Raw genomic sequence first — 15,155 nt, forward strand, 5'->3', positions numbered from 1 at the left:
CCTGCTTGTGAAGAGAGATCAGCATCCTCGCCTCCCGTCCCGAACCTCGCCAAGGATAGATCTTGCCACGAAAAGCGCCGTCCGGCGAGGATCTATGTGATCATCCGGGATCGGACACCTATGCCGTCAGCGGGATTGCCGAGAGCATCGCCGAAGACTTGCCGCCCGAGGCTTGGCAGCGTCTTTCGGCCGGCGCGCTACCAAGGGCGAGCGGCTTCACGACTGGCCTGCCTTGATCTCGCCGATCTCGATGCTGGCGAATTTGATGCTGATCTCAGCGGCGTCTGGGCCCGGGGCCTGCTGGTCCGACGCAATATTGCCGATGGTGATCTGGCCTTCTTCACACATGGTCGCCGCGGGGCACCACGATAAAGACGCTGGTCCGCGTCGAAGGGCATCGATGGGGCGATCGAAGACAGCTTCGAGACCGCAAAGACTGAACTCGGCCTCTCGCTCCCGGCATGGCTGGCACCGGCACGTTTCGCTGGTCATGCTGGCCTACGCGATGATGGCCAGCATCCGCCATCACGCCAATGCCGCGCCGCCCGAAAAACGATGCGCAAGACGAGGGCAGAACGCCAGAACTGTTCCGCTGGTCGATCCGGGAAATCCGGCGCATCGCGAACCGCATGGCCCAGTGTCAGATCCAAGCAACTCAAATCATCGCCTGCTCAACCTGGAGAAGAGCCCATCAAGCCGCAGCCAGGCTCGCGCATAGGCGCCTCAAATTGTAACTGTAATGATAGCACGAGGGCTCAGTCGCGCAGGCGGCCGAGGGCAGTCGCCACCGATGGTCCTTTGCAGAGTTTGCATGGGCTGGATGGTCAAGGAGCAACTGCAGGACCGCGACCCTACCAGTGCCAAGCGCAAGGGGGACTGGCTCGGCGTGGCTCCATCATCGCCAGCCTGAAGCCGGTCAAGGCGTGAGGCTGCCCCGCAGCGTATAGTGCAGACCGTCGGGGCGATAATCCGCATGCCCCTCGCCGTTGAAATAGGCGGGGACGATCAGGCTGACCAGCCGCGATCCGAAGCCTTCGCGCAACGGCCGTGCGACCAGCGGACCGCCCCGTTCGACCCAGTCCAACGCGAAATCCTGCCCGGCGACCGACCAACTCAGGTCCACGGCACCGCCGGGGGTTGCCAAGGCACCATATTTCGCCGCGTTGGTCGCCAGCTCGTACAGCGCAAGCGACAGCCCGACCGCCTGCTGCGAACTGAGAGGCACCGGCGGCCCCGACAGTCGGATGCGTTCGCCGCCGTCCAGATGCGCGCCGATGGACCGGGCCATCACCTCCTGGATGTCGGCGCTGCCGCCGAGGCCGGTGAACAGCCCCTGCGCCTTGGCCAGCGCCATGATCCTGGCCCCCACGGTGTCCCGCGCTTCCTGGATCGAGGAGGCATTGCGCAGGCTGGCCGACACGACGGTCGAGGTCACCGACAGGATGTTCTTGATCCGGTGCAGCAGCTCGTCCTTCATGATCTGCTGGTTGCGCCGGGACGTCACCACCTCGGTCACGTCGACGGTGACGTTCAACAGCCCCGCAACCTGCCCGTCATCGTCGTAGAGGGGCGAATAGCTGAAGGTCCAGAACGTCTCCTCCTCGAAGCCGTTGCGCGTCATGACCAGGCGCATTTCCTCGGAGTAGGTGCCGCGACCCGCCAGCGTCTCCTCGACCAGCGGCAGGACGTCGTTCCAGACATCCGCCCAGATCCGACGAAACGGCTGACCCAGGGCGCGCGTCTCTTTCTTGCCAAGGCAGGGGACATAGGCGTCGTTGTAGAGCATGGTCAGGTCCGGCCCCCAGAACATGCAGGTCGCATGGCGCTGACCCAGCATCATGCGGACCGTGGTCAGCAACGATACCGGCCAACTCTCGATCGGGCCGAGCGGCGTCGCGCCCCAGTCGAAGGTGCCAATGGCGCGCGCCATCCGGCTGCCCGTCCAGGTGAAGGCTGCTCCGGCCGGAATGGGATCAACCTGGACACCGCGTTCTGCTGGGATCATGTGAATACGCCGCCTGAAGGTTGAAGGGCCAATATTCCAGCGATTTTCCAAGGATTCAATGAAAGAAGCAGCCATGCCGCCGACAGCGTGGCAAAATAAACAAATATCACTCTGACGGGCAAAGGCGGCGTACTGCCGGGGCGCGGGGCGGCCTGCTTGCCCACTTGCGCTGCGCTTGGTAACGCTTGCGGGACAGTGATCCCGACTGAACCGGAAGGCCAAAGCCCCATGTTCCCGCGTCTCGCGCTTCTTGCCCTGATGACCCTGCCCCTGGCCGCCTGCGATGGCCAGGCCATGACCGATTTCCGCCGTACCGTCGGCCTTGACCAGCCAGAGCCGGAACAGCCGGCCGGCCCGCGCCCGCCCGCCGTCTCTCCGCTGGAGCAGCCGATCGAGACCGGAGCCATGGCGCCGCGCCCGATCCCCACGGTCGAGCCGCTGACCTATCGCAACACCGCCTTTGCCGCCGGCGGCAACGAGCCGTTCTGGAGCGTCCAGATCAACGGCAACACCGCCACCTATCGCACGTCCGAGAACGGCGACGGCCGCGCCATCCAGGTGAACCGGCTGACCTTCGACGAGGGCGTCGAGTACATCGGCGTGCTGGACGGCCGGCCCTTCGCGCTGAACCTGCGCGCCGCGCGCTGCCGCGACAGCATGTCGGGCAAGCGCATGCCCCTGACTGCACGCCTGACGGTGACGGGCGACCAGTTCACCGGGTGCGCCGCCCCGGCCCAGGCCGCCCCCGCCACGGCCGAGGCGCCGGCCGAACCCGCCCCGGCCGGATGATGGCGACCGCTCACGCATTCGTGTATCGATGCGGGGCGGCAAGACTGTCACTCGATCAATGACCGCAAAGGTCACGGGCCGATCCCGCCACGTGCCCGCCCCGCCGCCGAAAGGAAGCCTGCCGATGCGCCGTCCGCGTCTGATCCGCCAGCTGATGGCAACAACCCTTCCCGTGGCCATGCTTGTCGGGTCTGGCACGGGCATCGCCGTCGCCGACCCGATGCTGGCCCGCAACATGTCGAGCTATGGCATGCCCGGCGGCATCGACACGCCAACGGCCGAAATGCTGCCCGACGGCACACTTGGCGCGACCTTGTCCTGGTCGGATTATGCGCGCCGTGGCAATGTCTTCTTCCAGGCGCTTCCAAGGCTGACGACGGTGCTACGCTATGCCCGCGTCGACGGCATCAACGACTATCGGGATGAGGGCTACATCTCGGACCGGTCGCTGGACCTGCGGCTGCAGGTGGTGGACGAACAGGGCTGGCGACCGGCGGTCGCGGTCGGCCTGCAGGACTTTCTGGGGACCGGCGTCTATTCCGGCGAATACATCGTCGCCACCCGCAACGTGACGCCCGCCGTTCGGGCCTCGGTCGGGCTTGGCTGGGGCGTGCTGGCCGGCAAGCCCCGCGTCATCGACGTCACTGACGAGGGTGGGACGCCCAACGTTGACCAGTGGTTCAGCGGCGGCGCCAAGCCCTTCGCCTCGGTCAGCTGGCAGGTCAACGACAAGCTGAACCTGACTGCGGAATATTCGCACGACCGATATTTCGCGCGCTACAGCGACGGCAACGAATACCAGCAGGGCGACGAACCGGGATCGAAGTTCAACTTCGGCGCCAGCTATCGCTTCGGCCGCAACTACGAGGCCGGGATCTATACCATCGGCGGCGAGACGATCGGCGCTCAGTTCACCATCGCTCTGAACCCGCGCGATGCGGCATTCCCGTCAGGGCTGGAATCCGCGCCTGCGCCGGTCCGCCCGCGCCCTGCCCCCGCGCAGGACCCCGAGGGCTGGTCGGGCAGCTGGGCGCAGGACCCGACCGCGCAGCCCGCCATCCAGACCGCACTGGCCGATGCCATGGCGGATGACGGCGTGCGGCTTGAAGCCATGGCGCTTGGCGCGACGCAGGCCGAGGTTCGGATCCGCAACCGGCGCTATGTCTCTCAGGCCGAGGCCATCGGCCGCACCGCACGGCTGATGACCCGCGCGCTGCCGCCCTCGGTCGAGACCTTCGTGATAACGTCGACGTCTGACGGGGTGCCGACGTCCTCGGTCACCTTGCGGCGCAGCGACGTCGAGAGGCTGGAGAACACCGAGGCCGGCCGGATCGCCGCCGCCTCCTCCCTAACCGACGCCCCGGCGCGGGTGCCCGGCCTCGTCCAGACCGACGACATCTACCCGCGCTTCCGCTGGTCCATCAAGCCGTACCTGGAACTGGGGATCTTCAGCGCCGAGGACGGCCTGACCCACGAGGTCGGCGCCGAAGCCCGTGCCAGCTATGAGATCATGCCCGGCCTGATCGCCACCGGCGCCCTGCGCCAGAGGGCCTTCGGCGACATCGGCCAGCGCGGCCCCGGCATCCCCGGTGAGCGCGGCGAGTACTATACGCCCGAGGAATACGAGGCGAACCCGGAACTGGAGACCACCCCTCAGGGCGTGCCGCGGGTCCGGTCCGACACGCGCATGTATACCGGCAATTCCAGCCCAGTGATCCCCGAACTGACGCTGGCCTGGTATGCCAAGGCCACCCCCGCGATCTATACCCGCGTCACCGTGGGTCTTCTGGAACGGGCTTATGGCGGCATCTCGACCGAGGCGCTGTGGAAGCCTGCGAATTCGCAGCTGGCCTTCGGGGCCGAGGTGAACCGCGTCAGAAAGCGCGACTTTGACCAGCTGTTCGACTTCCGCGACTACGAGGTCACGACCGGCCATGTCTCGGCCTATTACGAGTTCACGCAGGGCTTCACCGCGCAGCTGGACGTCGGACGCTATCTGGCCGGCGACGAAGGCGCGACCGTCACCCTGACACGCGAATTCGCGAACGGCTGGCAGGTCGGCGCCTATGCGACCAAGACCAACCTTTCGGCCGAAGAGTTCGGCGAGGGCAGCTTCGACAAGGGCATCACCCTGTCGATCCCGTTGGGTTGGGCCACCGGTCAAGCGACGCGCGACCGCGTCTCGACCGAGCTGCGCTCGCTCTCGCGCGATGGCGGTTCGCGGCTGGACGTGACCGGGCGGCTCTATGACCGCGTGCGCGAAAGCCACACCGTCGATCTTTACGAAGGCTGGGGGAGGTTCTGGCGATGAGCGGGACGAAACGCATGCGGGGCATCGCGCTGTCGCTGGCGCTGGCGGGACTTGCCGCCTGCGGCAACACCGGGCCTGACGAAGGCGGATCGGGGCCGATCTCGGTCCTTGCGCAGACGGCGGCCGGGACCATCGCCTCGGCTCGGGCCACCCGAACCGCCGCACCCGCCCGCACGCCGCAGCAGGCCGCCGCCGAGGCGCTGCGCGTCAACCCCGGCCCGCTGATCCAAGTCGGCTTCGAAGGGCTGGGACGAACGCAGGTGCTGGCACTGGCAGGGCAGAACGGCGCTATGCGAACCTACATGACGCCGTCGGAAGAGGCGGTGATCCTGCGCAACGGCATGCTGGTCGGAACGCGCGGCCTGGGCCGCGACCTCTCGGTGGCCGAGCCGGGGACCGAGGGGCTGATCCGCGCGGGCCAAGGCGGCCGTGCCACGCGCGTCATGCGATATCTGTCAGGCGACGGGCTGGAACGCCCGCTGCAATTCGACTGCACAACCGCGCCCGGCCCAAAACCCGGCGTGATCATCGAGACCTGCGAAGGGCATGGCGCGACCTTCCAGAACAATTTTCTGGTGCAGAACGGCCAGATCCCGGTGTCGCGTCAATGGGCCGGCCCCGGCCTCGGCTATGTGACGATCCAGACCCTGCGGCCCTGAAACCGCCCCCTTCAACACGATCGGCCGCCGCTGCGGCCGATTTTTTTGCCGCGACGCAGGCCAGCGCATACGAAAAAGGGGCTGGCGCAAGGCCAGCCCCTTATGAAATCGGACCGGAGAACGATCCGAACTCAGATCAGCTGTCGTCGTTGTCCGAAGCGACCGCGGCGATGACGCCCAGCAGCAGCAGGGCCGGAACGACCAGGCCGGCATTGGTCGACGCGGGCTGTTCTTCAACAACAACCGGCTCGACTTCGACGACGGGGGCAACGTAGCCACCGGCCAGAGCCGAGGTGGCGGTCAGGCCGAGGGCGGCCGCGAAAGTAGCGAATTTGGTCATGATCATGCTCCGTTTCGTTTGACGGCTGCCGTATCCGGCAACATCGCTGCGACAGTTACACAAAGCCGGAAGGTTGAAAAGCTGCATTGAATCTTCTCCCTTCTGGGTCCGTGGCCACTGTTGCATATTGGCCAACACGCATTTCGGCGGTTCGTTCCGCAGCCAGCAAAGGATGCGGAAAACTGTGACAAAATCGCACTAGGCGCGCCGAACCCCTTGTGAGATGAGGAAAAAAACAGCCGCCGCGGTCACAATCGAGGGACCTGCGGGCGTGTCGAGGCGCAGGCTGGACCACAGGCCCGCCAGGACTGATCCCGCGGCGACCAGGGCGGCGCCGGCGGCCATCCGCTCGGGCGTGCGGGCCCATCCGCGGGCAGCCGCCGCCGGCACGATCAGCATGGCCGAGATCAGCAGCGATCCGACCACTCGAATCGCCAGCGCCACCACGACCGCCAAGCACAGCGACAGCATCAGGCGCTCCAGCCGCGGGTCGATCCCGGCGGCCATGGCCAGCTCCTCGTTCAGGCTGCTTGTCACCAGCCGCTGCCAGCGCAGGATCAAGAGCCCCAGGACCAGCGCGGCGCCCGCCCAGATCAGCACCAGGTCAGCGCGCCCCACCGCCAGAATGTCGCCGAAGAGATAGGCCGAGAGGTCCGACCGTGCCGACGGCACGAAACTGATCGCCACCAGGCCGATCGCCAGCGCCGAATGCGACAGCACCCCCAGCATCGTGTCCATCGCCTGCCCCCGCGCCACCAGCGCCGATACAAGGCAAGCCATGGCCACGGCGACGGCCAGCGTCCCGGCATAGATCGAGACATCAAAGGCCAGCGCCAGCGCCACCCCCAGGATGGCGGCATGGGCGGTGGAATCGCCGAAATACGCCATGCGCCGCCAGACGACGAAGCAGCCCAGCGGGCCGGCCACCAGGGCCAGCCCCAGTCCCGCCAGAACGGCGCGCGTGAAGAAATCGTCGAGCATCGGGATATCCGCAGTCTGGCGACCAGCCCTAGCGGCTGGCGGCGGTGGGTTCCGGGCCTTGGCCGTGGTTGCAGCCGGGGCGATGAAGATGCCCGGCCTCGAGCTCGCGGTCGTGGTCGTGGTCGTGGTCGTGGTCGTGATGGTGCCGATAGAGCGCAAGTGTCCCTTCGGCCTCGGCACCGAAGAGCGCCAGGTATTCCGGCGCGGTGCTGACATGCTGGGGCGTCCCCTCGCAGCAGACATGCCCGTTGAGGCAGACCACCCGGTCCGACGACCGCATGACAACCAGCAGGTCGTGGCTGACCATCAGGACGGCCGCGCCGGTCTGGCGGCGCACCTCCTCGATCAGCTGATAGAAGGCGACGATCCCGGGCTGGTCCAGCCCCTGCGTCGGCTCGTCCAGAACCAGAAGATGCGGATCGCTCAGCAGCGCCCGCGCCAGCAGAACCCGCTGGAACTGCCCGCCGGACAGCTGCGTCAGCTGCCGCGCGCCGAGGCCCGCGACGCCGGTGCGGTCCAGCGCCTCTTGCGCCTGTGCATCGGTGACCCGGCGCGGCAGGGACAGGAACCGCCTGACGGTCATGGGGATCGCCGTGTCCAGTTGCACACGCTGTGGCACGTAGCCGATTCGCAGGCCCCGGCGGCGGTCAACCGTTCCCCCGGCGAGCGCCATCTGCCCCAGCAACGCCCGGATCAACGACGATTTCCCGGACCCGTTCGGGCCGACGACAGTGACGATCTCTCCGGGTCGGATGCGGAAATCGACGCGCGACAGGACCGGCTCGGACGTGCCGGGCCGGTTGATGGTCAAGCCGCGCGCCTCGATCAGAGCATCGCCCATCACTCCGCCCCCCCGGCGGCGCAGGTCGCGCAGAGGCCCACGGCCTCGATCGTCGCGCGTTCGACTTGGAACCCGCCCCTGCCAGCAATCTCGGTCAGCGAGTCGCGGATCGGCACACCGGCGGCTTCGGCGACCTTGTCGCAGCTGCGGCAGATCAGGAAGGCCGGATGGTGATCATCGCCCGGGTGCAGGCAGGCCGTGAAGGCGTTCAGGCGCTGCAGCCGATGGACCATTCCGTGACTGACAAGAAATTCCAGCGCCCTGTAGGCGACTGGTGGCTGGCGTCCGAAGCCCTCGGCGGCCAGCCGGTCCAGGACTTCGTAGGCGCCAAGTGCGCGATGGCTCTCCAGCAGGATCTCCAGCGTGCGGCGACGGACCGGTGTCAGCCGGGCGCCCTGCTCGGCCAGCCGGGCGGCAGCCTCGTCCAATGCGCGGTGGGCGCATTCCTGATGGTCATGGGGCGCGAATGTCGCGGCGATGGGGTTGCTGCTCTGGGGCACAGGGGTCCTTCACGCACCAAAAGTTATCTTATCACATTCGGGTTGACTTGTTACCATGTAACACGGAGAACCCCGCCATCGCAACCGAGCCTCATGGAGAACCAGATGCGCAACCAAGCCTCAATCGCCGCCCTTCTGTCACTGGCCGCGACCGCCGCCTTCGCGGCTCCGGCCGTGGTGACCGACATCGTTCCCACCGGCGCCATGGTGCAGGCCGTCATGGGCGAATTGGGCGAGGTCCGTGTCCTGCTGCCCCAGGGCGCCAGCGCGCATCATTACCAAATGCGCCCTTCCGACGCGCAGGCGCTGCAGGACGCAGACCTCGTGGTTTGGATGGGACCGGAACTGGCGCCGTGGCTGGATCGCGCGACAGGCAACCTGGCCGCCGACGCGCAACTGCGCTTGCTTGGGGTGGAGGGCATCAAGCTGCGGTCCTTTGGGTCTGCGGGCGAGGAGCACGATCACGATCATGGCGGGCACGACCACGACCATTCCCATGCCGGCACCGATCCCCACGCCTGGTTGAACCCCGACAATGTAGGCCCGTGGCTTGATGCGATCGTCGCCAGCCTCTCTGCACAGGACCCCGAAAACGCCCAGACCTACCGGGCGAACGCCGACGCATTCGCAATGCGGATCGAGACGCTGGACAGCACCCTGTCGCAGCGTCTCGCCCCGCACTCGGACGCGCGCTTCGTAGTGTTTCACGACGCCTACGGCTATTTTACCGAGCATTTCGGCCTTCAGCCGGCGGTTCCTGTGTCACTCGGTGACGCTTCCACCCCGTCGGCAGCGCGGATCGACGAAATCCGAGGCCAGATCGCGCAATCCGGGGCGACTTGCGCCTTCCCTGAATACGCCCACGATCCTGCACTGATCGACACGGTGATCGAAGGCACAGACGTGCGTGTCGGAGGGGAACTGAGCCCTGCCGGCGGCGACTTGGCGCCGGGCGCGAATCAATACGAGGCACTGCTGACGGCCATGACCAACACGATGATCGCGTGCTTCGACGCAGGGTAAGAAGTTGCCGCGGCGGCCGGAAAAACGGCCGCCGCAACTGTCAGCGGAATTTCCGACTCTTTTACTTTGACAAACCTGAATGGATTTGTCAGCAATAAGTCATCATCAGTTCCATCTCCGAAAGAGGCTGACCATGACCGCGACGCGCCCCGCTGACTTCACCCGCCCCGGCACCTCGATCCTCTCGCGCATCCCGCATCACGATGCCACCCAGCTGACCGGCGGCGGCAATCAGGCGATGATCGTGTTGGACGAACAGGTCTATCAGCTGCGGATCACGCGCGCCGGCAAGCTGATCCTGACGAAATAACGCCGGCCCCGCCGATCAGGAGAGGTCGGCATGAGCCGCCTATGTCCTTCCGCCGAAGGTCATCCGCGCGACGGGCGCGGTTTTCCGCCCGGACGAGGGCCACCTGCCGGCTTGTCCCCCCTTGGACCGCCGAACCCCTTGCCCCCTGCCGCGCGCGGTTTGCCACCGAAACCGGGTTTGCGGCCCGCGGGCTTGCGGTCGGCATCCGCCGCACCCTCTCGCGGCTTTCGCGCACCCTCGGATGCATCGCTGCGGGGCTTGCCTAAGGGCCTGCGCCCGCCTTCGGGCGCATCGCCCCGAAACCTCTGACCGTCATCCTTGCCGAACGGCTTCCGACCCTCTCCGGGCTTTCCCTTGAACCGCGCGGGACGGGCCTCGTCATCCGTCCGAGGGCGCTTGGGCGCGAACTTACGATCCTCGTCCCCCTCGGCGGGGCGGGACTTCCAGCGCGGCTTGTCACCTGCATCCCGCGGCCGGTCTCCGAAGGCCTGTCGCGGCTCGGCCGGCTTGCCCTTGAAGCGCGGCCGGTCGCCTTCGTCAGACTTGCCGCCCCAATTGCGCGCCGGCCGATCGCCGTCCGCCGGCTTGCCGCCCCAGCTGCGCGCGGGCCGGTCGCCACGACGTTCCTCGTCACGGGGACGAGGGGCGCGATCACCGGCGGGCTTCGCGCCAAAGCGCCGGGTTTTAGCCTCGTCGCGGGGCGCGCCTTCCGCACCCCGGGGACGCATGGCGCGGGGCTTCTCCTCCGCCTCTCCGGTCAAAAGGCCGCCCAGCTGGTCGCGCAGCACCTTGCGCTTGACCTCGACCACCTCGTTCTTCTCCATCCCGGTCAGCTTGAACGGGCCATAGCCGATCCGGATCAGGCGGTTCACCTGCAGACCGACATGCGCCATGGCGCGGCGGATCTCGCGGTTCTTGCCCTCGCGAATGCCAACCGTCAGCCAGGCATTCGCCCCCTGCTGGCTGTCCAGCTTGATCTCCATCGGGGCAAAATCCTCTCCCTCGATGGTGACGCCGCGGCGCAGCGGGTCGAAGGTCATGTCGTTCGGCGTGCCATTCACACGCACGCGATACCGCCGCAGCCACCCGGTCGAGGGCAGTTCCAGCCGGCGCTTCAGCTCTCCGTCGTTGGTCAGCAGCAAAAGCCCCTCGGAGTTGAGGTCCAGCCGCCCCACGGTCATCACCCGCGGCAGGTCACGCGGCAGCGCGTCAAAGACCGTCTGCCGGCCCTTCTCGTCCGATTCGGAGGTGATCAGCCCCAACGGCTTGTAATAGAGCCACATCCGCGTTTCCTGCGGCTCTTCCAGCTTCTTGCCGTCGACGGTGATGCGGTCGGTCGGCAGCACGTCCAGCGCGGGGCTGTCGATCTTCTTGCCATTCACGCTGACACGTCCCTCGACGATCATGCGCTCGGCCTCTCGTCGGCTGGCGACGCCGGCGCGGGCCATGACCTTGGCGATGCGGTCGGCGGTGGGAGTTTTCGGGCTGTCGGGGGTGGGGTCGGTCATGCGCGTCTCCTTCGCATCGCTGCGGGGCCAAAGTGGGGCTTCTACGCCCAACCCCGCATCGAGGGAAGCGTTTCCTTCACCGCTTGCACCGGCGGGACCGGATTGCGACAAGCGGACATGACGCGCTTCACCTCCCATATGCAGCAGGCCCTGTCCGAGGCGCGGGCCGCCGCCCTGCGCGGCGAGGTGCCGGTCGGCGCCGTCGTCACCGACCCGCAGGGCCGGGTCGTCGCCGCGGCCGGCAACCGGACGCGCGAACTGTCGGATCCCACCGCCCATGCCGAGATCCTGGCCATCCGCGCCGCCTGCGCCGCCGCGGGTTCCGAGCGGCTGCCGGGGCACGACCTCTGGGTCACGCTCGAGCCCTGCCCCATGTGTGCGGCGGCGATCAGCGCGGCGCGAATCGCGCGTCTCTATTATGGTGCAGGCGATCCGCGGATGGGGGGCGTGGAACATGGCGCGCAGGTCTTCAGCCACGCGCAGTGCCACCACCGGCCGCAGGTCTATAACGGCTTTTCCGCGCCGCAGTCGCAGCAGTTGCTGCGTGACTTCTTCGCATCAAGACGGTGACGCTCGGCGCTTGAACCTGCCGGCGGACCTGCTTATACACGGCCTCGCGCGGGTGTTGTGTAATGGTAAGACCCTAGCCTTCCAAGCTAGAGATACGGGTTCGATTCCCGTCACCCGCTCCAATCCTTCCGGACGCCATCGACAGACGACGCGGAGCCTTTGGGGGCGTCTTGCCGCGCGCCCTCAGGCGCGCAGCTGTCCTCCGGTGGCCTTCTGGACCTTCTCGACGATCTTGCGTGCAACCGCCTCGATGTCGGCATCGGTCAGCGTCCTGTCGCGTGGCTGCAGCCTGACCGAGATGGCGACCGACTTGCGCCCGTCGTCCAGCCCGGTGAACTGGTCGAAGACCGACACTTGGTCGATCAGCGCCTTGTCGGCGCCGGCCGCGGCGTTCACCAGGGTCATCGCCTCGACCTGCGGATCGACCACGAAGGCGAAATCGCGTTCGACCGCCTGCAGCTCGGAAAGTTGCAGCGCCGGCCGGGTCGGGGTTTTGACCTTCGGGAAGGGCACGGCGGCAAGGTGGATCGTGAAGCCCACCGCAGGACCCCTCACGTCCATCTGGCGCAGCACCTTGGGGTGGATCTCGCCGAATGTGGCCAGCACGTTCGGGCCCAGGGCGATGTTGCCCGACCGGCCCGGATGCCACCAGCCGTCCAGCTTGCGGTTGATCTGCGCGCGGGCCGGCGCGCCGATGGCCTGCAGGATCGCCTCGGCATCGGCCTTTGCATCATAGAGATCGACCTTGCGGCGGCTGCCGAACGGATCGCGCGGCGCGATCTGGCCCACCAGAAGGCCGCTGATGCGGACCTCCTGCTCGCCCGGTTCTCCGCCGGCGAAAATCGGACCTAGTTCGAACAGCGCCAGGTCGCCGAAGCCCCGGGCCTGGTTGCGCGCCGCCGCCGCCAGAAGACCGGGCAGCAGGTCCGGGCGAAGGTGCGACATCTCGCTGCTGATGGGGTTCTCGACGCGGACCGCATCCTGACCGCCGCCGAACATCGTGGCCGAGGCCTCGTCGATGAAGCTGTAGGTGACGCATTCGTTATAGCCCAAGGCGGCCGCCATGCGCCGGGCAGTCTTTTCCCGCACCTGCAGGGGCGTCAGCACCGGCAGCGGAACCCCCGCCTGCGGGCGCGGCAGGGGCTTGCCCTGCAGCCTGGTCAGGCTGGCGACGCGGGCGATCTCCTCGACCAGGTCGGCCTCGCCCAGGACATCGGGCCGCCAGCTGGGCACATGGGCCATGTTGCCGTCCAGGCGGAACCCCAATGCCTCCAGCGTGGCGCGCTGCTCGGCCTCGGGAATCTGCATGCCGACAAGGCGGCTGGTCCGCTGCGGGTCCAGCCGATAGGTGCGGGCCGTGTCGGGAAGCGCACCTGCAGTCACCACCTCAGAGGCCTCGCCGCCGCAGAGGTCGAGCACCATGCGGGTCGCCAGCTCCAGCCCCGGCAGGGTGAAGGCAGGGTCGATCCCCCGCTCGAAGCGATACCGTGCATCGCTGTTGATCTTCAGGGCGCGGCCCGTGGCGGCGGTGCTGATCGGGTCGAAATAGGCAGCCTCGATGAACACCTCGGTTGTGTCGTCCGACGCACCCGACGCCGCACCGCCCATGACCCCGGCGATGCTTTCGGGACCCCGATCGTCGCAGATGACGACCGCGCCTTCGGGCAGGGCATAGGTCTTGTCGTCCAGCGCCAGCAGTTCTTCGCCCGCCTTGGCCCCGCGCAGCACCAGGTCGCCCTGCACCTTGGCAGCGTCGAAGACGTGCAGCGGGCGGTTCAGGTCGAAGGTGAAGAAGTTGGTGATGTCCACCAGCGCGTTGATCGGGCGTAGGCCGATGGCCCGCAGACGCTTCTGCAGCCAGTCGGGCGATGGACCGTTCTTGATCCCGCGCACCACGCGACCCGCGAAGAACGGCGCCTTGGCGGCAACGGCGTCATCGATGGTGACGCCCATCGGACAGGGGAAGGCCCGTTCGACCGGCTTGACCGCGACCGGCTTCAGAACGCCCAGACCCCGCGCGGCCAGATCACGGGCGATGCCATGCACCCCCAGCGCATCGGGGCGGTTCGGGGTGATCTTGATGTGGATCATCGGGTCGATCTTCTCTGGCGCGTGCTGCGCCAGCCAGTCGACGAAGCGCTGACCGACCTGACCCGAGGGCAGCTCGATGATGCCGTCATGTTCCTCGGACAGTTCCAGCTCCCGCTCGCTGGCCATCATGCCGTGGCTTTCGACGCCGCGGATCTTGCCGATGCCCAGCGTGGTGTCGATGCCGGGGACATAGTCCCCGGGTTTGGCCAGCACGACCGTGATGCCCGCGCGGGCGTTGGGCGCGCCGCAGACGATCTGCTTCTCGCCCTCATCGGTCATCACACGGCAGACGCGCAGGCGGTCGGCATCGGGGTGCTGCTGCGCGTCCTCGATCCGGGCCAGGGTGAAGCTGCCCAGCTTGGCGGCGGGATCAGCGATCTCCTCGACCTCCAGCCCCAGGTCGGTCAGCGCCTCGGCGATCTGGTCCAGCGTGGCGGTGGTGTCGAGATGCTCCTTGAGCCAGGAGAGGGTGAACTTCATGGCGATGTCTTTCCAGGTCCGGCCCACGGTCAGAAATTGCGGGACTTTGCCGCCTTGAACCGCGCCTCGGGCCAAGGGTCAAGCCGCTATGGTGTTTTTGCGGATGAATGCCGCGCCTTCACGAAGGATTGCCGGGCACGCGGCGGGGGCGAACCTTGTGCGCGGGCGCGGAATTCCTATTTGACAAGCGTGGGCCCAGGAAGGGTCCGGATGACCGGCAGGAGCTTTCGGGGAATGGATACGCAGCGGGAATTGCTGATCGAACAACGCGTCGCGAACGAGGCGAAGTCGCCGATTGTCGCCTATCTGCTGCTGATCTTCCTGTGGGGCTTCGGCGTTCACCGCATGTATCTGGGGCGCTGGATCAGCGGCCTGATCATGCTGGCGATCTGGGCCATCGGCTGGCTGACGGCGCCGATCCTGATCGGCTGGCCGGCGGTCGGCTTCGTCGTGCTGTGGTGCGTGATCGATCTGTTCCTGATCCCCGGCATGATCGCCGCGGACCGAGAGGATATCAGACGGCGCCTGCGTTAACGTGTTCGTGATCTTTCGCTTGATCCCGGACGGGTCCGCAAAGCAATGCTCGGTGGCATTTCACCACGGAGCATTTCAATGTCGCTTGATACCGGCATTGTTGCAGAACTCGGCGTTGAAGCAGGACTTCCCTTACCTCGTTAAAGCTCAGGCCACGCGCTCGATCTCGGCGGTGCCGAGTGCGTTGAAGCGGTTCATGAGCGCAATGCGGAT

At 67.1% G+C, this 15,155-nt stretch carries 14 protein-coding genes, 1 tRNA gene and 1 pseudogene; 9 read left to right on the forward strand and 7 right to left on the reverse strand.

What is annotated here, in order from left to right; translation table 11 throughout:
• Positions 1 to 125 precede the first annotated feature (125 nt).
• Positions 126 to 556, forward strand: a pseudogene (locus tag OC184_RS17350) (IS701 family transposase); the annotation flags it as partial.
• A 360-nt stretch (positions 557 to 916) separates the two neighbouring features.
• Here OC184_RS17350 and OC184_RS17355 read toward each other — a convergent pair.
• On the reverse strand, positions 917 to 2,005 hold the full coding sequence (locus tag OC184_RS17355) for a sensor histidine kinase (protein WP_265508409.1): 1,089 nt from the start codon (positions 2,003 to 2,005) through the stop codon (positions 917 to 919).
• Between the two features lie 228 nt (positions 2,006 to 2,233).
• On the opposite strand from OC184_RS17355, the gene OC184_RS17360 reads away from it, so the two are divergent.
• The 3 genes from OC184_RS17360 to OC184_RS17370 all read left to right on the forward strand — a co-directional run bounded on the left by OC184_RS17360 (position 2,234) and on the right by OC184_RS17370 (position 5,764).
• Complete coding sequence (locus OC184_RS17360; protein ID WP_265508410.1) at positions 2,234 to 2,794, forward strand: hypothetical protein; 561 nt, start codon at positions 2,234 to 2,236, stop codon at positions 2,792 to 2,794.
• A 124-nt stretch (positions 2,795 to 2,918) separates the two neighbouring features.
• Positions 2,919 to 5,105: a YjbH domain-containing protein gene (locus OC184_RS17365; protein ID WP_265508411.1), complete on the forward strand. Its 2,187-nt coding sequence runs from the start codon at positions 2,919 to 2,921 to the stop codon at positions 5,103 to 5,105.
• Positions 5,102 to 5,764, forward strand: a complete 663-nt coding sequence (locus tag OC184_RS17370) for a YjbF family lipoprotein (RefSeq protein WP_265508412.1) — start codon at positions 5,102 to 5,104, stop codon at positions 5,762 to 5,764. Before OC184_RS17365 ends, OC184_RS17370 begins: the two co-directional genes overlap by 4 nt.
• 136 nt (positions 5,765 to 5,900) lie before the next feature.
• Here the strand turns inward: OC184_RS17370 and OC184_RS17375 are convergent, their stop codons facing one another.
• From OC184_RS17375 to OC184_RS17390, 4 genes are all read right to left on the reverse strand, one after another.
• Entirely contained in the window at positions 5,901 to 6,110 is a 210-nt protein-coding gene (locus tag OC184_RS17375; RefSeq protein WP_265508413.1) for a hypothetical protein, read from the reverse strand.
• A gap of 192 nt (positions 6,111 to 6,302) precedes the next feature.
• Complete coding sequence (locus OC184_RS17380; protein WP_265508414.1) at positions 6,303 to 7,085, reverse strand: metal ABC transporter permease; 783 nt, start codon at positions 7,083 to 7,085, stop codon at positions 6,303 to 6,305.
• Positions 7,086 to 7,113: 28 nt separating this feature from the next.
• Complete coding sequence (locus tag OC184_RS17385; protein WP_265508415.1) at positions 7,114 to 7,926, reverse strand: metal ABC transporter ATP-binding protein; 813 nt, start codon at positions 7,924 to 7,926, stop codon at positions 7,114 to 7,116.
• Positions 7,926 to 8,426 (reverse strand): Fur family transcriptional regulator, encoded by a 501-nt coding sequence (locus OC184_RS17390; RefSeq protein WP_378926626.1) that lies wholly within the window; start codon positions 8,424 to 8,426, stop codon positions 7,926 to 7,928. The genes OC184_RS17385 and OC184_RS17390 overlap by 1 nt, the downstream gene beginning before the upstream one ends.
• A 105-nt stretch (positions 8,427 to 8,531) precedes the next feature.
• On the opposite strand from OC184_RS17390, the gene OC184_RS17395 reads away from it, so the two are divergent.
• Both OC184_RS17395 and hemP read left to right on the forward strand, forming a co-directional pair.
• The gene (locus OC184_RS17395; protein WP_265508416.1) at positions 8,532 to 9,449 is read left to right on the forward strand and encodes a zinc ABC transporter substrate-binding protein; all 918 of its coding nucleotides are present in this window, start codon (positions 8,532 to 8,534) and stop codon (positions 9,447 to 9,449) included.
• A gap of 133 nt (positions 9,450 to 9,582) precedes the next feature.
• Positions 9,583 to 9,759 (forward strand): hemin uptake protein HemP, encoded by a 177-nt coding sequence (hemP, locus tag OC184_RS17400; RefSeq protein ID WP_265508417.1) that lies wholly within the window; start codon positions 9,583 to 9,585, stop codon positions 9,757 to 9,759.
• 59 nt (positions 9,760 to 9,818) lie between these two features.
• Here hemP and OC184_RS17405 read toward each other — a convergent pair whose 3' ends face one another.
• Positions 9,819 to 11,267 carry a pseudouridine synthase gene (locus OC184_RS17405; protein ID WP_265508418.1) on the reverse strand — a complete coding sequence of 483 codons (1,449 nt, stop codon included), beginning with the start codon at positions 11,265 to 11,267 and terminating at the stop codon, positions 9,819 to 9,821.
• Between the two features lie 117 nt (positions 11,268 to 11,384).
• Here OC184_RS17405 and OC184_RS17410 point away from each other — a divergent pair, with 117 nt between their 5' ends.
• A complete protein-coding gene (locus tag OC184_RS17410; RefSeq protein ID WP_265508419.1) occupies positions 11,385 to 11,837 on the forward strand; it encodes a nucleoside deaminase in 453 nt (150 codons plus the stop codon).
• A 48-nt stretch (positions 11,838 to 11,885) separates the two neighbouring features.
• Positions 11,886 to 11,959: transfer RNA gene (locus OC184_RS17415), tRNA-Gly, on the forward strand.
• 61 nt (positions 11,960 to 12,020) lie between these two features.
• Here OC184_RS17415 and pheT read toward each other — a convergent pair.
• Entirely contained in the window at positions 12,021 to 14,408 is a 2,388-nt protein-coding gene (pheT, locus tag OC184_RS17420) for a phenylalanine--tRNA ligase subunit beta (protein WP_265508420.1), read from the reverse strand.
• A gap of 234 nt (positions 14,409 to 14,642) precedes the next feature.
• Here pheT and OC184_RS17425 point away from each other — a divergent pair, with 234 nt between their 5' ends.
• The gene (locus OC184_RS17425; RefSeq protein WP_265508421.1) at positions 14,643 to 14,942 is read left to right on the forward strand and encodes a TM2 domain-containing protein; all 300 of its coding nucleotides are present in this window, start codon (positions 14,643 to 14,645) and stop codon (positions 14,940 to 14,942) included.
• Positions 14,943 to 15,155: the final 213 nt, after the last annotated feature.

Origin of the sequence: Paracoccus rhizosphaerae (assembly GCF_026162645.1) — a bacterium.
GTDB classification, from domain to species: domain Bacteria; phylum Pseudomonadota; class Alphaproteobacteria; order Rhodobacterales; family Rhodobacteraceae; genus Paracoccus; species Paracoccus rhizosphaerae.